This is a genomic window from Rhodohalobacter sp., assembly GCF_034521535.1.
In the GTDB taxonomy this organism is placed as follows: domain Bacteria; phylum Bacteroidota; class Rhodothermia; order Balneolales; family Balneolaceae; genus Rhodohalobacter.
Window position 1 is genome coordinate 431219 of the sequence record NZ_JAXHMF010000005.1, and the last position, 16664, is coordinate 447882.

The 16664-nt window shown below is 44.9% G+C and carries 19 protein-coding genes; 12 read left to right on the top strand and 7 right to left on the bottom strand.

The window, feature by feature from the left end; all coding sequences use genetic code 11:
• Window positions 1-33 precede the first annotated feature (33 nt).
• The 4 genes from U5K35_RS08910 to U5K35_RS08925 all read right to left on the bottom strand — a co-directional run bounded on the left by U5K35_RS08910 (window position 34) and on the right by U5K35_RS08925 (window position 4619).
• Entirely contained in the window at window positions 34-2403 is a 2370-nt protein-coding gene (locus U5K35_RS08910; protein WP_322571108.1) for a choice-of-anchor B family protein, read from the bottom strand.
• 226 nt (window positions 2404-2629) lie between these two features.
• Window positions 2630-2995: a GntR family transcriptional regulator gene (locus U5K35_RS08915; RefSeq protein ID WP_322571109.1), complete on the bottom strand. Its 366-nt coding sequence runs from the start codon at window positions 2993-2995 to the stop codon at window positions 2630-2632.
• Window positions 2995-3780, bottom strand: a complete 786-nt coding sequence (locus U5K35_RS08920; RefSeq protein WP_322571110.1) for a hypothetical protein — start codon at window positions 3778-3780, stop codon at window positions 2995-2997. The genes U5K35_RS08915 and U5K35_RS08920 overlap by 1 nt, the downstream gene beginning before the upstream one ends.
• Window positions 3777-4619: an ABC transporter ATP-binding protein gene (locus U5K35_RS08925; protein WP_322571111.1), complete on the bottom strand. Its 843-nt coding sequence runs from the start codon at window positions 4617-4619 to the stop codon at window positions 3777-3779. The genes U5K35_RS08920 and U5K35_RS08925 overlap by 4 nt, the downstream gene beginning before the upstream one ends.
• A gap of 150 nt (window positions 4620-4769) precedes the next feature.
• On the opposite strand from U5K35_RS08925, the gene U5K35_RS08930 reads away from it, so the two are divergent.
• From U5K35_RS08930 to U5K35_RS08945, 4 genes are all read left to right on the top strand, one after another.
• Entirely contained in the window at window positions 4770-5036 is a 267-nt protein-coding gene (locus U5K35_RS08930) for a hypothetical protein (RefSeq protein WP_322571112.1), read from the top strand.
• Window positions 4990-5241, top strand: a complete 252-nt coding sequence (locus U5K35_RS08935) for a hypothetical protein (RefSeq protein WP_322571113.1) — start codon at window positions 4990-4992, stop codon at window positions 5239-5241. Before U5K35_RS08930 ends, U5K35_RS08935 begins: the two co-directional genes overlap by 47 nt.
• Window positions 5242-5388: 147 nt before the next feature.
• On the top strand, window positions 5389-6807 hold the full coding sequence (locus U5K35_RS08940; RefSeq protein WP_322571114.1) for an L-serine ammonia-lyase: 1419 nt from the start codon (window positions 5389-5391) through the stop codon (window positions 6805-6807).
• 87 nt (window positions 6808-6894) lie between these two features.
• Entirely contained in the window at window positions 6895-7485 is a 591-nt protein-coding gene (locus tag U5K35_RS08945; RefSeq protein ID WP_322571115.1) for an exopolysaccharide biosynthesis protein, read from the top strand.
• Window positions 7486-7488: 3 nt separating this feature from the next.
• Here the strand turns inward: U5K35_RS08945 and U5K35_RS08950 are convergent, their stop codons facing one another.
• Window positions 7489-7740 (bottom strand): hypothetical protein, encoded by a 252-nt coding sequence (locus U5K35_RS08950; protein ID WP_322571116.1) that lies wholly within the window; start codon window positions 7738-7740, stop codon window positions 7489-7491.
• Window positions 7741-7825: 85 nt separating this feature from the next.
• Here U5K35_RS08950 and U5K35_RS08955 point away from each other — a divergent pair, with 85 nt between their 5' ends.
• The gene (locus U5K35_RS08955) at window positions 7826-9037 is read left to right on the top strand and encodes an anhydro-N-acetylmuramic acid kinase (RefSeq protein ID WP_322571117.1); all 1212 of its coding nucleotides are present in this window, start codon (window positions 7826-7828) and stop codon (window positions 9035-9037) included.
• Between the two features lie 387 nt (window positions 9038-9424).
• Here U5K35_RS08955 and U5K35_RS08960 read toward each other — a convergent pair whose 3' ends face one another.
• A complete protein-coding gene (locus U5K35_RS08960; protein WP_322571118.1) occupies window positions 9425-9649 on the bottom strand; it encodes a DUF433 domain-containing protein in 225 nt (74 codons plus the stop codon).
• A gap of 186 nt (window positions 9650-9835) precedes the next feature.
• Here U5K35_RS08960 and U5K35_RS08965 point away from each other — a divergent pair, with 186 nt between their 5' ends.
• Entirely contained in the window at window positions 9836-10078 is a 243-nt protein-coding gene (locus tag U5K35_RS08965; RefSeq protein ID WP_322571119.1) for a hypothetical protein, read from the top strand.
• A 63-nt stretch (window positions 10079-10141) separates the two neighbouring features.
• On the opposite strand, the gene U5K35_RS08970 is transcribed toward U5K35_RS08965, so the two are convergent.
• Entirely contained in the window at window positions 10142-11032 is an 891-nt protein-coding gene (locus tag U5K35_RS08970; RefSeq protein ID WP_322571120.1) for a 3-methyladenine DNA glycosylase, read from the bottom strand.
• Window positions 11033-11112: 80 nt separating this feature from the next.
• Here U5K35_RS08970 and U5K35_RS08975 point away from each other — a divergent pair, with 80 nt between their 5' ends.
• From U5K35_RS08975 to pdxH, 6 genes are all read left to right on the top strand, one after another.
• Complete coding sequence (locus tag U5K35_RS08975) at window positions 11113-12003, top strand: UbiA family prenyltransferase (protein WP_322571121.1); 891 nt, start codon at window positions 11113-11115, stop codon at window positions 12001-12003.
• 8 nt (window positions 12004-12011) lie between these two features.
• Window positions 12012-12638, top strand: coding sequence for a thioredoxin family protein (locus tag U5K35_RS08980; RefSeq protein WP_322571122.1), 627 nt, complete (start codon window positions 12012-12014; stop codon window positions 12636-12638).
• Between the two features lie 11 nt (window positions 12639-12649).
• Window positions 12650-13837: an aspartate aminotransferase family protein gene (locus U5K35_RS08985; protein ID WP_322571123.1), complete on the top strand. Its 1188-nt coding sequence runs from the start codon at window positions 12650-12652 to the stop codon at window positions 13835-13837.
• 202 nt (window positions 13838-14039) lie between these two features.
• The gene (locus U5K35_RS08990; protein ID WP_322571124.1) at window positions 14040-15089 is read left to right on the top strand and encodes a PA0069 family radical SAM protein; all 1050 of its coding nucleotides are present in this window, start codon (window positions 14040-14042) and stop codon (window positions 15087-15089) included.
• A gap of 337 nt (window positions 15090-15426) precedes the next feature.
• Window positions 15427-16008, top strand: a complete 582-nt coding sequence (locus tag U5K35_RS08995; protein ID WP_322571125.1) for a thioredoxin family protein — start codon at window positions 15427-15429, stop codon at window positions 16006-16008.
• A gap of 6 nt (window positions 16009-16014) precedes the next feature.
• Window positions 16015-16659 (top strand): pyridoxamine 5'-phosphate oxidase, encoded by a 645-nt coding sequence (pdxH, locus tag U5K35_RS09000; RefSeq protein WP_322571126.1) that lies wholly within the window; start codon window positions 16015-16017, stop codon window positions 16657-16659.
• Window positions 16660-16664: the final 5 nt, after the last annotated feature.

A 16664-nucleotide genomic window follows, 5' to 3' on the forward strand; every position in this document is an offset into this window, starting at 1 on the left:
AACGTTGCCAAAATTATTGCATATCTCAGGCGGTTAGTCCCGGTTTGCGTCCAGGATGAAGAGCCCTTCGTTGGAGCTTGTCATCAATACAATATCGTCGAAGTATGGAAAGTTGCTCCATGTTCCGGAAAATCCGGCAGCATTTTCTACAAACGGATGTGTATCAAAATACCCAACGTGCTCCGGCTCTTCCGGATTTGAAATATCAATCACCTGAAGTCCGCTCACGTAATTAGACTGATACATTGTGTTACCCAGGATGTAGAGGTTGTGATCGGAAGCCGGGTTATCCAGGTAAAACTCGCGAACAAACTGCGGATCATCCAGGTCACTCACGTCCCAAATGATGGTTCGGGTACGGTCTACGATACCGGTCAATTCATCAAGTTCGTCATTCTGAAAGAAATAACGCTGATCTTCCGTCAGCCATCCCTGGTGTACATAGGCGTGATCGGGATAAGAAGCCGTAGACAGTGCAACAGGATTCTCTTTGTCTGTCACGTCGGCAATACTGATGGCCGTTTCGTTCGCTCCAAAGCAAACTTCCTGTCCCTGATGCTCTTCATCGGGACCCGTATAGGTTACACACTGCGCATCGTGAATATAGCCGGTTCCACTTCTTCCTGTTGAAGGATCGGCAAAACAGCCGGCGAAGGTTGGGTTGGCAGGATCCCGGATGTCGATCATATGTAAACCGCCACCGCAGGTTTCACCGCCACCGCCGCTACCTACAGCAAATGCGTATCCGGTCTCTTCGTTAATCACAATGTTGTGAACGCTGTTTACATTATCATAAATCGTAGTCTCCTCAAAAAGAATCGGCTCGCCGTCAAAATCACGGAGTTGTGTCAAATCAAGAACCTGCATACCGTGTTCGCGGGCGTTATCGGAAACTACATAAACGTGGTTTTTATACACTTTCATATCGCGCCAGCTGCTGGGCTGAGCACCGTCGGTGAGTGGCAGATTACCAATGTAAACAGGGTTCAGCGGGTCGGTTACATCTACAAAAGAAGTTCCTTCGTTACGACCCACTATCGCATAATTCTTATCTGTTTCAGGATCGGTCCAGCCCCACATGTCGTTAAGCCGTACTCCGCGATCTCCTCCAATAGCGCTGATGGGCAGAAATGATATTAAATCTACGTTTTCGCAGAGATACAGGTCAGCCATTCCATCGCTGCAGTTTACACGATTTCCGGTAATCGGCTGAAGGACATCGTCGCCTTCTCCAACAAGAATTTCCTGTGTGACCCACATTCCGGAATCGTCGCGTTCCATGATAGCGGCCGAGCCGGCACCAAAATCGGTTCCTGTAAGTCCAACAACGGCAAGGTTACCATCAACGGCCAGGGTTCCGGCAAACTGTTCGCCTTCGCCACGGTCTGATCGCATCTTGGATGAGCTGCTCCAGTTTCCATTTTCATCTTTTGTAAAACGGTAAATTGCACCGGCACCGCTGTCTGAGTTAGGAGCACCGATCCAAACGGATTCTCCGGAAAATTCGATGGCGCTACCAAATGCATAACGGCTTTGGCTGTCGAAGGCAACCAGCCGGCTGCTCTCTTCCCATTCGCCTGATTCCTCATCTTTCGTAAAAACAATGACTGCTCCCGAGCCTGAGTCGTGTCGGGGTGCACCTGCAAAAATCTGATTTTCCCTGACTTTCAGTGATGATCCAAAAAAGCTTCGTTCATCTGCCTGACGGCTATCGAGAGTTGCGGTATGGTTCCAGTCAGAACCGTCATTTTCAAAAACAAATACATTACCACCCTGTCGCTGTGGTGCGCCAACAGCAAGATGATTGCCATCCAGGGCAAGAGTTGATCCAAAATTTGATCCTGAGCTGTCGGGATTCGCCAGCGTTACGGTTTCACTCCACTCTCCGTTGGATCTGCGATATACAATAACCGCTCCGGCGCCATCGTCATGACCCGGTGCACTTACAAATGCGTGATCGCCATTAACAAGAACACTGTTCCCGAAGCCGGTTTGGGCGGTATCAGCCAACGAAAGCTGAGCCGTTTCTGTCCATTCGCCATTGCTGTTCATCTCGAACATGTAGGCAGCACCACGATTATCGTTTGTACCGGGGGCTCCGATAAGCATCATATTTCCATCTGCTGAAAAGGAAGCACCAAAACTGTTTCCGATTTCACCGTCTGACGCTGATAGCATTGCTGACTGCTCCCAGGCAGAACCGTTTTTAGAAAATTCATAAACAATGCCCGGCTGGTGATAGTTGGCGGGTTCCCCAATCAGAACTTTGCCGTCCAGAATTTCAACGGATCGGGCGAATCCCTGCATCGCTTCCGATTCACCGTCGGCAGTGGTCTGGGCTTGAAGGGGCGCGGTTGTATAAGCCAAAATTAAAAGTGGAAGTAATAATAGCACTTGTCTCATAAGAAGGTTGGTTTCAGCGTGATAGGTTTTGAGCTAAGTTGACAATATAATGGCTGCGGTTAAAAAAACAAGAACGCATGCATTAGTATTAGCAGGAAAGATGTAAAAGTGTATGAAATTAAACTCTCTTAAAATCTCCAAGGCTTCCGAACTTGGAGGGTTGAATGTCTTAGATGTTTTCTGTTTATGGTTCAGATTCAACGGGTCAGGCGACCCGTTGTACACTTCACCCTTCGCCATGATGCTCACTATAAAGTTCATCCAGATCTGAACAGCTGAATCCCAGCAGTTTCATGTCGTTGTAAAAACCCGGGAGTTTATTTTTAATGAACTCCTCACGTTTGAGGCTGATTACAAGTTCAAACGCATTGTCAGATACAAAATACCCCACGCCACGTTCGTTATATAAAATCCCTTCATCCTGTAGATAGTGAAAGGCGCGAATGGCCGTGTTGGGATTTACTTCCATCTTTACGGCGATTTCTCGAACCGATGGAATTCGGTCACCGGCTGTCCATTTCTTTCGCAGAATCTGATCACAGAAGTGATCGACAATCTGCATATAAATTGGGCGGTTTTCTGAGTAATCCATCACGCAATCTGCCGGTTTTGAAGTTGACGGTAGGAGAGGAAGAGAAACAGAACAGCAACACCTAATTTTAACAAAGCCGCCGTCATTACAATATTTGTGGGGTCAAATCCCATACTGAATGAAAAGTTAACCACTCCATCGGGACCACCCGGATACGCTGTTAGGAATATGACTGCTATTATTCCGATGATTATAAAAGAGACAACAATTGCCAAAAGTGTTTTTAGAAAGTTGTTTCCATCAAAGTAAATGGAGCCAAGGAAAAACACACTGTGAAAAGCTGTGAATGTAAAAAATGCATCCAAAAAATAGACATTGGACATATTGACTACAGGATCAGAGAGTTGCTGTGAAGTAAGAATTGGATTGATTCCGAGTACAATTCCAACGATATAGAGAAGGCCAACCACTACTACCGTATAGAGAAAGTAGGTCAGAAACCAGCCGGCCAGAAACTTTTCCAGTGTGCTGGCAGGAAGTGTAAGCATTTGGGAAGCTGAACTTTTTTTGCCCAATTCGTTGAAAATACCGGATGTGAGAAAATACCCCCCGTATTTGTAGAGTGTCAATCCCAAGCCGACAACGGCAACACCTGTGAATGAGCTTGTTGAAGACGCCATGTGGGAAAAATTTCCGAAAGAATTTATCAAATAGATGAGGACCAGAATTCCAATTCCACCTGCAAATCCAATCAGCCATTTTTTTTGGTTTAGTATCCATAGACGTTTTACAACCTGGAAAAATCGCTCTTTCGAAAATCCGCTTACTTGTTTGATCGTGTTCATGCTTTCTCTCCTTTAAACTGTTGATTAATTTGATCCGGCTGCTGTATCACTCCGTTAAACAGAAGCTCCAGATCGAAGTCGTTTCTGACCCCATCCTTGAATGACTGAATGGTGTGGAGACCGCCCAGAATTTCCTCAGCATAGATGTAATCTTCTGACTCATCCGGTTCCGTTTTGATAAAGGAGAGATGCTCAAAAATTTCATCAAGTGAACGATTGAAGATGATTTTGCCATCTTTCAAAATCGTGACGTGATCGAGCATCGAGCCGAGGTCCCGCACCTGATGAGTGGAGATTACGGTGCAGCGATCCTGTTGATCCAGCGATGCCTGTAACTTTCTGAACTGACTTTTTGAAGGAATGTCCATGCCATTGGTCGGCTCATCCAGCAGAAGCAGTTTGGTGTTGGTCGCCAATGCGAAGGATAGCAGAAACTTCTTCTGCTGACCGAAGGAGAGCTCAGAGATCTTCTTTTTTGAATTGACCTGGAGTTCAGACAGTGCTCTCTCCAGGAGCTTCTCATCAAACCTTGGGTAGAAAGGCGCATGAAGTTCAACGTATTTATTTCCGGTCACTGCAGGTAGCTCAAACTGCTCGGGGACGATAAAGAGTTCACTCAAAAATTGCGGAGACCGGCTACGGACAGGTTCACCCTCAAAGGTGCACTCACCGTCTTTGGGAAAGAGCATGCCCGAAATAATATTGAATAGTGATGTTTTACCGGCACCGTTCAGCCCGAGAAGCCCATAAGTTTTTCCGGGTTCAAGAGACCAGTTCAGATTACTGAACAAAGGTTCGCCTTTTTTAAATGCGAATGAGAGGTTTTTGATATTTATCATAGTCAGTTATTTGTTTATTACTGTACCAGTATACTAATACACTATAATTCAAGCAAATTAATTTTCTGATTACTTATAAATTATGTGGTCGATTTGTACATTTGGAGTAGATTTCAATGAATTTGAAGGAAAAACAAAAATTATACCGGTATGAAAAAGCTCACGTGGTTGTTACTGATTTTGCTCATTACATCTCCAATTATGGCTCAAACACTTTCAGAATCTATGTCGGAGTCTGATGACGTGCGTGAGGTAATTTTTACTCTTTTTGAAGGTATGGAAGCGGCGGACGGTGATGTTTTACGCTCGGTATTGGACGAAAATGCAACGCTGCACACGGTAAAATCTTCAGAAGCGGGGACTGTACTGGATGAGACCGACATCAAATGGATTCATCGAATCCGTAGCCGGATCTGAGCCGGGCACCTTAATTGAAGAGATCCTCTATATCTCGGTAAATGTAGATGGAGACCTGGCGACCGCCTGGATGGACTACCACTTCTATCGCGGAGTGGAATTCAGCCACTGCGGAGTAAACAGCATGAACCTGATTCGAAAAGCCGGCGAGTGGAAGATATTTTCTATTGTGGACACCCGCCGGACTGAAGGCTGCCTGGATTAAAAGCTTAACGATTCCATAATCCAGTTATCAGAATTTTACGGTTTTAAAATCGTTAACTTCATGTGCTAAAATGCGGTATGGAGAATGGCTGAAAAGGAGTTATTTTCAACCCGCACGCTATGTTTTGGAATTTAATTGTCTACCACTATGGAGTCCATTTCAGTACTGGACATGTTTAAAATCGGGATCGGACCGAGCAGCTCTCACACATTGGGTCCGTGGAAAGCCGCACAGCGTTTTATTGATGTGATTGGTGATAGAGTAGAGGATATTGAACACCTTGAAGTTCAGCTTTTTGGATCGCTGGCAAAAACGGGCATGGGCCACGGTACGGACATCGCTCTGCTTTTGGGGCTGAGCGGGAAAGATCCCGTGGAGTTTGAAGTGGATCAGATCGATCCGACAATCGAGAAAATTCGTCAAGAGAAGAGACTCAACTTTGGAGGTAAAGGATGGATCGACTTCAATCCGGAGAACCACATTCACTTTTTGCGGGATGAGATCAAGGATTTTCATCCCAACGCCCTTACTTTTCTGTGCAGATTTAAGGATACCACTTTGGAGAAAGAGACCTACTTCTCGGTAGGCGGCGGATTTGTAGTGAAGGAGGGTGAAGAGGATCGTTCTGAAACGGATGATATTCCACTGCCCTATCCAATCAATTCGGCTGCAGATCTGAAAGCGGCTTGTAAAGAAACAGGATTGCCTATTTCCGGAGTCGTGGCTCTGAACGAGAATCAATGGCGGTCTGAAGAAGAGACGAATGAAGCTGTTCTGAAAATCTGGGAGGTCATGTGCACATGCATCTATCGTGGTTGTCATACAGAAGGCTATCTTCCGGGCGGCCTCCAGGTGATGCGACGTGCTTCCATTTTGAATAAGCGGCTTCTGAATCAACAGAATTACGACGACTACCATGAGTGGCGAGAGGCGATACGGAACGGTGGTGACGATTTTGCCTATATCCTCGACTGGGTGAGCTGTTTTGCTCTTGCCGTGAATGAAGAAAACGCATCATTCAGTCGTGTGGTAACAGCCCCGACTAACGGGGCGGCAGGCGTGATACCGGCTGTGTTGCAGTATCTGGTGACTTTTAAACGGGATCATTGCAAAGATATGGTCAGTAATTTTTTGATGACGGCTTCTGAAATCGGGAGTATATTCAAAAAACGGGCAACGATTTCTGCAGCAATGGGTGGCTGTCAGGCTGAAATTGGAGTTTCATCCGCAATGGCGGCTGCGGGTTTGACGGAATCACTTGGGGGTTCGGTAGACCAGTGCCTGATGGCTGCAGAAATTGCGATGGAGCACCATCTGGGAATGACGTGCGATCCGATTGGCGGACTGGTTCAGGTGCCATGCATTGAACGAAATACCATGGGAGCGATCAAAGCAATTACGGCTTCCCAGCTTGCCCTGCACAGCGATCCCGATAAAGCAAGAGTGCCCCTCGACGCGGTTGTGAAAACAATGTGGGAGACAGCTCAGGATATGAACACAAAGTACAAAGAAACGTCTGACGGCGGTCTGGCAGTAAATATTCCGATCAGCTTGAGTGAGTGCTGATTTCTTTTCAGAAAACCGTGGTAATTTCTCATCTAATGTTTCAGAAAGGTTTCCATTAGTGAAAGGATTCTGATAGATTTGGCGTCTATGACTGAGCAAAATGAATTTCAATCTCTTCAGGAACTGCTGGACAGACTTCAGGGAATCTCTCAAAATGATGAAGATGTTTCAGTAGGAGAGATCATCGATATGGTGGGCGATCGTTCTTACGGACCGCTGTTATTAATTTCCGGGCTCTTAACTCTTGCACCGATCATTGGAGATATTCCGGGTGTACCGACGATTCTGGGAGCCATCGTATTTCTCTTTTCAGTTCAATTACTTTTCGGTAAGGAGCATTTTTGGCTGCCAAAGTTTTTACTTGAGCGATCTGTTTCCGGTAAAAAAATGAATAAAGGAATTGAGTGGCTACAGTCACCGGCAAGATGGATCGATAAGCTGTTAAAGCCGAGGCTAAGATTGCTCGTCAAAGATACGGCCGTTTATATAATCGCCTTTATGTGCCTGATGATTGCTTCAGTTATGCCCATCATGGAACTTGTACCATTCAGCGCAAATGCAGCAGGTGCCGCTCTAACCGTATTCGGCCTGGCACTGATTGCCAGAGACGGTCTGCTTTTGGTTCTTGCACTGATTTTAACAGGTGTAATAGCAGCTATTATTATCAACGTATTGTAAATTTTACGATAAAGGCAGAAGTATAATGTCTTCAAAATCGAGATCGGCAGTTTCAAATATGGGTTCCGCAATTTCAACAATCTCATCATCGGAATAGTCCTGCAATCCTTCCAGCTCCACATAGAGAACGTTGTTGTGCTCATCAACGGAATACTTTACATCGGTCGATTCAAAACTCTCTTTCAGGATGTTGACCAAAAATTCAACATCTTCCTGCCATGCTGATAGAGCTTCTTCTTCATTTTGTTCAGACATCTTTTCCTTTCGATCTATATTTTAGAGATTAACCGCGAAGTGATACCGCGGTCACACAGTTTAAATTTATCAATGAGTTCAAAATATGAATCCATCCATTAAAAAATTAGCGCGAATTGCAGAGAAGGAAACCCGAATGGTTATTGGTCTAATGTCGGGTACTTCGCTGGACGGATTGGACATTGCACTTTGTGAGATCAAGGGTAGTGGACAGGAGACGGAGGTGAGTCTTTTGAAATTTATTACAAAACCGTACCTCAAAAAAGATAGAGAGAAGCTTCGCAAAGTAACTTCAGTTGATCAGGTTTCATTAAAGGATTTGTGTTACGTGCACACATGGCTGGGACAGCTACATGCTGATATGATTATAGAAGCTCTGTTTGAGTGGGATATCAAACCGGAGAAAGTAGACTGTATAGGGAGTCACGGCCAGACTATTTATCATCTCCCCAATCGCGACCTGAATGGAGGTGATACGCCATTGAATTCAACCCTTCAGATCGGAGATGGGGATCATATTGCTGTAAATACCGGAATTCTTACCATCAGCGATTTTCGTCAGAAACATACGGCTTATGGCGGGGAGGGTGCACCCATGGCACCGCTGGTAGATGAGTGGTTATTTACAGACAGAAAAGAACACCGGATTCTATTGAACATAGGAGGAATTGCGAACTATACGTTTATGCCTGCAGCGGAAGTGAAGGATTTGCAAAAATTTTCGACAGATACCGGCCCCGGTAACACGTTGATTGATGCCGTAATGAAATCCAGGTTCGATAAACCATTCGATAAGGGTGGGAAAATCGCGGCCTCCGGAAATGTGATCAAGCCGCTGCTGAAGATGATGCTGAAGGACGAATGGTTCAAGAGTGAGGAGGAAAAATCGACCGGCCCGGAGTATTTTAACCTGAAATGGATTAAAGAGAAAGAGGAGATGGCCGGATTTTCAGGATCAGATATTTCTGATAAGGATATGGTGGCTACGGTTACAGAACTGACTGCCCGGACAATTGCGGGGAGTATTCAAAATCACACCCCTGAAGGCCTGCCGATGGTGATCTATCCGAGCGGAGGAGGAGCTCATAATCGATACCTGATGAAGAGAATAGAAAGTTACCTTGATCCAATTGAAGTGCGGCCGTTTACGGAACTGAGATTCTCACCCGATGCAAAAGAGGCAGTGATCTTTGCCGTACTGGCAAACGAGACCCTGGCCGGATTTGGATTCAATTTCAATACAAAATACGGTTCAGACCAGAATGTCCATTTTGGGAAGATTTCGTTTCCGGGGTAGATGAGATGTTTTTTCAATAATCTGAGTTCGATTCAAAATAGTGAAATCAAAAGTCTCCCCTATTAAGGGGCTCCGAGCATTAGCGACACGTGAAACGAAATTTAGAGGGGTGTCCACCTTTATTAACCACATTCTGATGAATATTTCCCTCAATCCCCTTTTTTAAAGGGAATTATAAGAACTTGATTTATGAATCGAACTCAGTTTAATACCCTGCTTAAATTAAAAAAACCGCTGCGTAACTTTGTGAGAATACCTTTTTGGCGTCACGAATAAAATCTCTTAAGTACTGAACACTTCAAGTACCTTTGGATCCCGACGTTGCAGGGAAGAAGTCGGATAAATTATCAACCAAGCGATGAGATAAGTTTTGGTCGAATAATAGTTTCAAGAAGTGACTTTGGTTAGTTGTCGCTCGCGGTCAGCAGCAAAAGCAAGAGAAGCCCGAATGTCTTCTTTCGTTAAATCAGGGAAATCACGAATGATTTCATCTTCAGTCATGCCGGATGCGAGATATTCTAAAACATCGTACACCGTGATACGCATACCGCGAATGCAAGGTTTTCCTCCTCTTTTATCAGGCTCAATTGTGATGATTTTTCTGTAATCCATGTAGCAATATAGTTTTGTATTTAACGTGTGTCAAATTGCGGCTATTGCCAACTACTTTTATGCTGATGAAAATTGAATTCAGCGATTTTTAAAAATATTCAAGTGGCTTCCCGTAAACATTACAATCCAATATTGGATTATTCGTTTACTTTATTAGCTTATTAAGTGAACATTATAAATCTGCTTATGAATTCAGAAAAAGAGATCAAGCACCGACTTATCGATAAGATATTATCAAGCAAGAATGAATCACTGCTTGAACGGATTGATCGGCTAATGGAATCATCGATTTCGGAGGAAGATGAAGTACCATTAACGGAAGAGCAGAAACGTATGCTGAAGATGAGTGATAAGGATATTGAGGAAGGAGAGATAATTTCACAAAGCGAGTTAAACAGAAATGACCTGGATTGGCTTCTAAAGAAGTAATTTGGATGAAAACTGCAGCCTTAGTGTAACTTTGCGAGGACACCATTTTTTGTGGTGATTCAATCAGCCCACAGTATTTAGAACTTTTTCGTATTCCTCAATCACCCTTTCCCTAACAGGTTTTGAGTTTTCATAAATCTCCATCTGCCGTTCAAGGTATTCAGCCCTTCCGGACTCGGTCTCAATTTTAATGGGTTCCAGGCCAAACTCTCTTGCATCGTACGGACTCGCCTGCATATCCACTTTTCGGGTTTCAACCGCATTGAAAAATGCTTCACGAATCACATCGCTTGAAATCCATGGATAGAGTTTAAACGCCCACTTATAAAGATCCATATTGGTGTGCAGACAGCCCGGCTGTTCCATCTCCTGAAATTTCTCCCGGCTCAGCTCATTTCGGTTCATCGGTTTCGCTTTGTCGGTAAAGAATCGAAACGCATCAAAATGAGTGCAGAGCAGCGGACGGGACTCAACAAATTGGGCAATTTCTTCCTCCGATAGCCGGAATGGAATTTGATCGTGGCGAACTTCTCCGGCGCGGTATACCATCGCCCACTCGTGCATACCAAAACAGCCGAAGAGCGGTTTTTTACCCGCGCTTTCTTTAAGCAGCTCAAGTGTCCATCGAAGAGCTTTAAGCCTCTTTTTTGGAAAATGTTTGGGATCGAGAAAGGCGAGATGATCAGAAACAGTCAGCTCTGAAACTTCGGGCAGTTCAGTATTCTCGCTTATTTCGAGAGATACTCCAATACCGGGCGACCAGCGTTTCAAATGAGATGGACGAAACGCGTAGTATTCAAACAGAAAATCGAGAACGGGATCTTTCTGCTGCATCGATCGTTTTTTCAGATAGGGATCAAGCAGCTTCGCCAGCTCATTCTCATGCGATTGCATTGTGCTTTTCCACTCGCTCTCAGCTATTATCGTCTGATCGACCGCTATTTTGTCTGTCATCAATTTCATGCACCAAAAATATCACTCTTAAGCTTGCGATGCGAAACTGATTCCTGTAAACTATTCAAAAGTTTTCCGCTATGATTAAAGAAATCGGTCATTTTCTGCTTCATCTCCGCCTCCACTACCAGTTATTTATACTGTCGGGAGGATTTCTGCTGGGTGGTCTGATGGCGGATCAGATGAGTACAGCTCAATTCTGGCTGCAGTTTTTGAATGTTCATATTCTGCTTTTCGGTGGAGCCACAGCATTTAACTCATACTGGGATAAGGACGAAGGCCCGATTGGAGGGTTGAAAAATCCGCCAAAAATGACGGACTGGATGCGTATAGCATCTCTTGTCATGATGGCAATCGGCTGGGTTTGGTCTGCACTTTTTGGAGTTCTTTACTTTGTGATATACGGAGTCAGCATCATGTTTTTCTGGCTCTACTCAACTCCACTAGCCCGATGGAAAAGTCATCCATATTTGAGTTTGATTGCCATTGGTGTGAGCACCGGTTTTAATTCGGTACTGCTTGGGACCATTGCTGCCGGTGGGTCTGTAAATACGTCTGTAATAATTTCCGCATTCGGCGCGTCTATGATACTGCTGAGCCTCTATCCGGTTTCGCAAATATATCAGATGGAGCAGGATAAAAGACGCGGCGACAGAACATTTGCAGTCGAATATGGAGTTGACGGAGTGAAATTCTTCTTTGTGATTTCGTATCTGTTTGGAATGATCTTCTTTAGCGCCGGACTGTTACAGGTTTACCCCTATCCTGCAGTCATTTTCTTCATACTCGGTTTAATTTCAGGCGTTATTTTACTGCGTCTGTTGTTGAAACTGAAAGGAATGGAAAGTGAATACAGCAGTGTTATGAAATTGAAGTTTTTGGCTTCACTCTCATTTGTAATTTTTTTAATGATACTCAACGCCGTCCGGTATGAATGGATCGGCGAGACAGTTTTAATAAACTATTTTTAAACAGATTTATGACAGAAGTAAAAGCGGCCCCCATCACCAGAGAAATTTTGAATGACGCCTTCACGTATGATCAGTACAGAGAAATGATCGACAACCTTATGGCAGAGGAAAAAACAACCGGAGAAAACCACTCCGAGGCGATGCTCCACTACACTAAAATGAACACCTATCGGATGAAGCGGCTGGATAAAACAACAGAGCTTCTGCCCGAACTGGAAGAGCGCTTAAATAAGGTTGAACGGCCAATGATATGGCTGATACTTACTGAGGCATGGTGCGGAGATGCGGCTCAAAATATTCCCGTGCTAAAAAAGATGGCCGATCAGACAGAAAACATTGAGTTGAAACTGATACTGAGAGACCAGAATCTGGACATCATGGATGAATTCCTGACCAACGGAAAAAGTCGCTCCATACCTAAATTGGTTGTACTGGATGCAGATACACTTGATGTACTGGGCGATTGGGGCCCACGTCCGGTTGAAGTTCAGGAGATGTATGATGATTGGAAAGAGAACGACGGCGAAGACTATCGGGAAATATCTGAGGCACTGCAAAAATGGTATGCCCAAGATAAAACGAAGACAACTCAAGCCGAACTGCTTCCCTATTTGGACAAATGGGAGTACAGATAAAACGACTCTAAATGTCACAATACTCGGATTCATTTTACAAGCACGTTGCCCAAACCAGTGACGCCCCGATGGGTCTTGAGATAGATCGTGCTGAGGGATGCTATATTCACACCAAGGACGGAAAGTCGTACCTTGATCTAATCTCCGGGATAGCCGTAAGCAGTCTGGGTCATCGCCATCCCAATGTGATTGAGGCTGTCAAAAAGCAGCTTGATAAGCATCTGCACGTCATGGTGTATGGCGAATACATACAGGAGCCTCAAAGCCGATTTGCACAGCTGCTGACCGATCAGCTGCCGGACTCTCTTGATCGTGTCTATTTTGTAAACAGCGGAACCGAGGCAAACGAGGGTGCGCTTAAGGTGGCCAAAAAATATACCGGCCGGAGTAAATTTGTGGCTTTTAAAAACAGCTATCACGGAGATACGCACGGTTCGCTGAGTGTGACCGGCCGGGATGTATACCGCGATCCATATAAGCCGCTCCTGCCTGATGTTCACTTTATCGATTTTAATGATCCGGACGGTTTAAGCGAGATTGATGAAAATACTGCCGCTGTTATCATGGAGCCGATTCAGGGTGAGGGCGGCGTGATACTTGCCGATAAAGAGTGGTTGAAGCTTGTTCGCAATCGGTGCGATGAGGCCGGAGCACTTCTCATTTTTGATGAGATACAGACCGGATTTTATCGAACCGGATCCCTTTTTGCTTTTCAATATTACGGTGTGGTTCCGGACATACTTTCTCTTGCCAAGGCGATGGGTGGCGGAATGCCGATGGGAGCGTTTGTCTCGTCCTCCGAAATTTTTGAAGAGTTTAAACACAACCCGCCACTAAATCACGTCACTACGTTTGGAGGACACCCGGTTTGCTGTGCAGCTGCCCATGCAAATCTGGAAACGCTGCTAAGCGGGGACTTCTCATCAAAGGCAAAGCAGATTGAAAAAACTGCAAGGGAGATTTTAAAAGGAGAGGGGATTATTGAACTTCGCGGCCGGGGCGGTATGCTGGGCCTTCAGCTTCGAGACTCCGATCTGACTCAAAAAGTGGTGGAAGAGTGTTTTAACCGGGGAATTATCCTGGGCTGGACCCTACACTCCAATTCACTCATCCGTATTGCCCCGCCGTTGATCATTGAACAGGATCTGCTTGAAAACGCGCTGCGAACGATTCAATCTGCCGTACAGAAATTTGCTTGATTGGGTGCTCGCAGATTTTCGCGGATTATTCCGCAGAGTATCGCAGAAATTCTGCGTGAATCAGCGTTTCATCTGCGTAACTTAGCGAGAAAAAAATTCAATCACGTTGTCATTCGCCGTCTCGTTGGCAAAATATTCATACCCTTCTTGATTAATCTCTGATTAGCCCATACATTAAACATGTATAAAATATGTGTATATAATGAGTCAGCCAATCAAAGGGCGGGGAGCCGCTCAAAATCCGAAGAACCGTTTTCTCAAGACCAAGCTCGAGTATGAGATTGATCCGGAAACCGGTCAGCTCAAGAAGCCAAAAACACAGCTTCTGAAAGATCATACTGCGGGAGTTATATCCAGGAATCAAAGCCCCGATATCCCATTTGATGTTGGTTTGAACCCATATCGAGGTTGTGAGCATGGATGTGTTTACTGCTACGCCCGGCCAACTCACGAATTTCTGGGCATGAGTGCCGGCCTGGATTTTGAATCTAAAATTGTAGTAAAATACGACGCACCTGAACTTTTGAAGAAAGCGCTGGCGGATCAAAACTGGAAGCCCCAGACGCTGGTGATGAGCGGGGTTACGGATCCTTATCAACCGATAGAGAAGGATTTAGAGATAACAAGAAGATGTGTAGAGATTTTAGCCGAATGCAGTCACCCGTTGGTGATTATTACAAAAAATCATCTGGTAACGAGGGATATCGATCACCTGAAAAAACTGGCTGAGATTGGTGCGGTTAGGGTAACATTATCGCTCACATCGCTGAGATCTGAAATTACCAATGTGATGGAACCGAGAACTTCACGGCCTGCCCGGCGTTTAAAAGCGATCGAAGAACTGACCCAAGCCGGTATCCCGGTGAACGTGAATATTGCACCGATCATACCGGGATTGACAGACGATGAGATTGTGCCGATGATGGAAGCTGCCGCTGATGCCGGTGCTTCATCCATGGCGTATACAATTGTGAGACTGCCGTATGGAGTAAAGGATATCTTTTCAAAGTGGCTGGAAGACCACTTTCCGGATCGCAAGGAGAAAGTATTGAATCGAATCAGAAGTTTAAAAGACGGTCAGCTGAACCGGACAGAATTTGGGGAGAGATTTAAAACCGTGGGTCCGTACGCCAATCAGATCAAGCAGCTCATCAATATTCATAAAAAAAGGCTTGGCCTCGATGAGCCTGTCCCACCACTAAACGGATCAGAATTCAAGCGCCCGGCGAATGGGCAGCTGAATCTTTTTTGAGGCAGTGACTCTTTAATAACCTGAGTTCGATTCTAAAATGCTGATTATTGAGTTCCCCTCCTGTGTAAGGAGGGGTCAGGGGAGGTAGCCTTAGGGTTTTGAGTCTTTAGTGTCCTGAATTCATCAATTAAACCACCCCTAAATCCCCTCCTTGAAAAGGAGGGGAACTTTCAACCATCTAAATCAAGATATTATTAATCGAACTTAGGTTAAACTGTATTAGACAGAGAAACGCTCGAATGATTTTTATATCTTCAAACCGAAATTTCTGAATGCATTCTTCTGATGAACTGTTTATAGAACAGAATAATCAAAGTTAACTAAATGGAGATAAATAATGTCTGCAGTCAATTCAACCATGTTGGAGCTTGGAACCAAAGCGCCAAAATTTTCACTTCCCGACACAGTAACAGGGAAAAATGTACAGTTGAAAGATTTTAGGGGAAATAAGGCACTTCTTGTGATGTTCGTCAGTAATCACTGCCCTTATGTGAAAAATATCAAGGATGGAATTACGGAGTATGCTAAAGATTACCTTCCAAAAGGGGTGGGAATTGTAGCGATCTCCTCCAATGATGTTGAGAACTATCCCGATGACAGTCCGAAAAAAATGAAAGAGGATGCGGAAAAGTATGGTTACCCATTCCCGTATCTATATGATGAAACACAGGAAGTTGCGAAAGCTTACAAAGCGGCGTGCACACCTGATCTGTTCCTATTTAATGAAAAGCATGAGCTGGTTTACCGCGGTCAGTTCGACAGCAGCCGACCGGGCAATGATGAGCCTGTAACGGGCAAAGATTTGAGAGAAGCAACGGATAAAGTTCTTGCCGGTGAAGAAGTCCCAGAAGATCAGACACCAAGTATTGGATGCAACATCAAATGGAAGAAAGGAAATGAACCGGAATATTTCGGGTAGTAAGCTATGACAGATATCAAAATTGCAGATTTACGAAAGCAGTATAAAAAAGGTGGCCTTGTGGATCATGAGCTTCCGGAAAATCCTGTTGAACTGTTTAGAAAGTGGTTTGAGGAAGCGGTTGAATCAGAAGTGATAGAGCCCAACGCCATGGCACTTGCAACCGTGACAGGAGCTGAAACTCCGAATGTGAGAATGGTCTTGATGAAAGGACTGACAGATCACTCAATCTCTTTTTATACGAACTATGAGAGTCAAAAGGCAAAAGATCTGAATGCTTATCCGGTAGCTGCTTGTACAATATGGTGGGCAGAACTCGAACGGCAGGTGCGTATCAGCGGTAAGGTTGAGAAGCTGACTGCTGCAGAGAGTGATGATTATTTCCGCTCCAGACCCCGGGAGAGTCAGATTGGCGCATGGGCTTCAAATCAGAGTCGACCGGTTGCCAATCGGAAAGAGCTGGAAGACAACTTCAAAGAAATAGAAGAGAAGTACGATGGTGAGGAGATTCCCCGGCCGGAAGACTGGGGCGGCTTCAAGATCATCTTTGAAACGATTGAATTCTGGCAGGGAAGACCCGGGCGACTGCATGATCGAATTTTATATCAGCAGACAGCTGGAAAATGGAACCAGCAACGAATAGCGCCATAATAATT

What these genes read in the sequence shown, in the direction of transcription:
- U5K35_RS08910 (WP_322571108.1), bottom strand. Translation starts at nt 2,403, where the DNA reads ATGAGACAAGTGCTATTATTACTTCCACTTTTAATTTTGGCTTATACA.
- U5K35_RS08915 (WP_322571109.1), bottom strand. Translation starts at nt 2,995, where the DNA reads ATGGATTACTCAGAAAACCGCCCAATTTATATGCAGATTGTCGATCAC.
- U5K35_RS08920 (WP_322571110.1), bottom strand. Translation starts at nt 3,780, where the DNA reads ATGAACACGATCAAACAAGTAAGCGGATTTTCGAAAGAGCGATTTTTC.
- U5K35_RS08925 (WP_322571111.1), bottom strand. Translation starts at nt 4,619, where the DNA reads ATGATAAATATCAAAAACCTCTCATTCGCATTTAAAAAAGGCGAACCT.
- U5K35_RS08930 (WP_322571112.1), top strand. Translation starts at nt 4,770, where the DNA reads ATGAAAAAGCTCACGTGGTTGTTACTGATTTTGCTCATTACATCTCCA.
- U5K35_RS08935 (WP_322571113.1), top strand. Translation starts at nt 4,990, where the DNA reads ATGAGACCGACATCAAATGGATTCATCGAATCCGTAGCCGGATCTGAG.
- U5K35_RS08940 (WP_322571114.1), top strand. Translation starts at nt 5,389, where the DNA reads ATGGAGTCCATTTCAGTACTGGACATGTTTAAAATCGGGATCGGACCG.
- U5K35_RS08945 (WP_322571115.1), top strand. Translation starts at nt 6,895, where the DNA reads ATGACTGAGCAAAATGAATTTCAATCTCTTCAGGAACTGCTGGACAGA.
- U5K35_RS08950 (WP_322571116.1), bottom strand. Translation starts at nt 7,740, where the DNA reads ATGTCTGAACAAAATGAAGAAGAAGCTCTATCAGCATGGCAGGAAGAT.
- U5K35_RS08955 (WP_322571117.1), top strand. Translation starts at nt 7,826, where the DNA reads ATGAATCCATCCATTAAAAAATTAGCGCGAATTGCAGAGAAGGAAACC.
- U5K35_RS08960 (WP_322571118.1), bottom strand. Translation starts at nt 9,649, where the DNA reads ATGGATTACAGAAAAATCATCACAATTGAGCCTGATAAAAGAGGAGGA.
- U5K35_RS08965 (WP_322571119.1), top strand. Translation starts at nt 9,836, where the DNA reads ATGAATTCAGAAAAAGAGATCAAGCACCGACTTATCGATAAGATATTA.
- U5K35_RS08970 (WP_322571120.1), bottom strand. Translation starts at nt 11,032, where the DNA reads ATGACAGACAAAATAGCGGTCGATCAGACGATAATAGCTGAGAGCGAG.
- U5K35_RS08975 (WP_322571121.1), top strand. Translation starts at nt 11,113, where the DNA reads ATGATTAAAGAAATCGGTCATTTTCTGCTTCATCTCCGCCTCCACTAC.
- U5K35_RS08980 (WP_322571122.1), top strand. Translation starts at nt 12,012, where the DNA reads ATGACAGAAGTAAAAGCGGCCCCCATCACCAGAGAAATTTTGAATGAC.
- U5K35_RS08985 (WP_322571123.1), top strand. Translation starts at nt 12,650, where the DNA reads ATGTCACAATACTCGGATTCATTTTACAAGCACGTTGCCCAAACCAGT.
- U5K35_RS08990 (WP_322571124.1), top strand. Translation starts at nt 14,040, where the DNA reads ATGAGTCAGCCAATCAAAGGGCGGGGAGCCGCTCAAAATCCGAAGAAC.
- U5K35_RS08995 (WP_322571125.1), top strand. Translation starts at nt 15,427, where the DNA reads ATGTCTGCAGTCAATTCAACCATGTTGGAGCTTGGAACCAAAGCGCCA.
- pdxH (WP_322571126.1), top strand. Translation starts at nt 16,015, where the DNA reads ATGACAGATATCAAAATTGCAGATTTACGAAAGCAGTATAAAAAAGGT.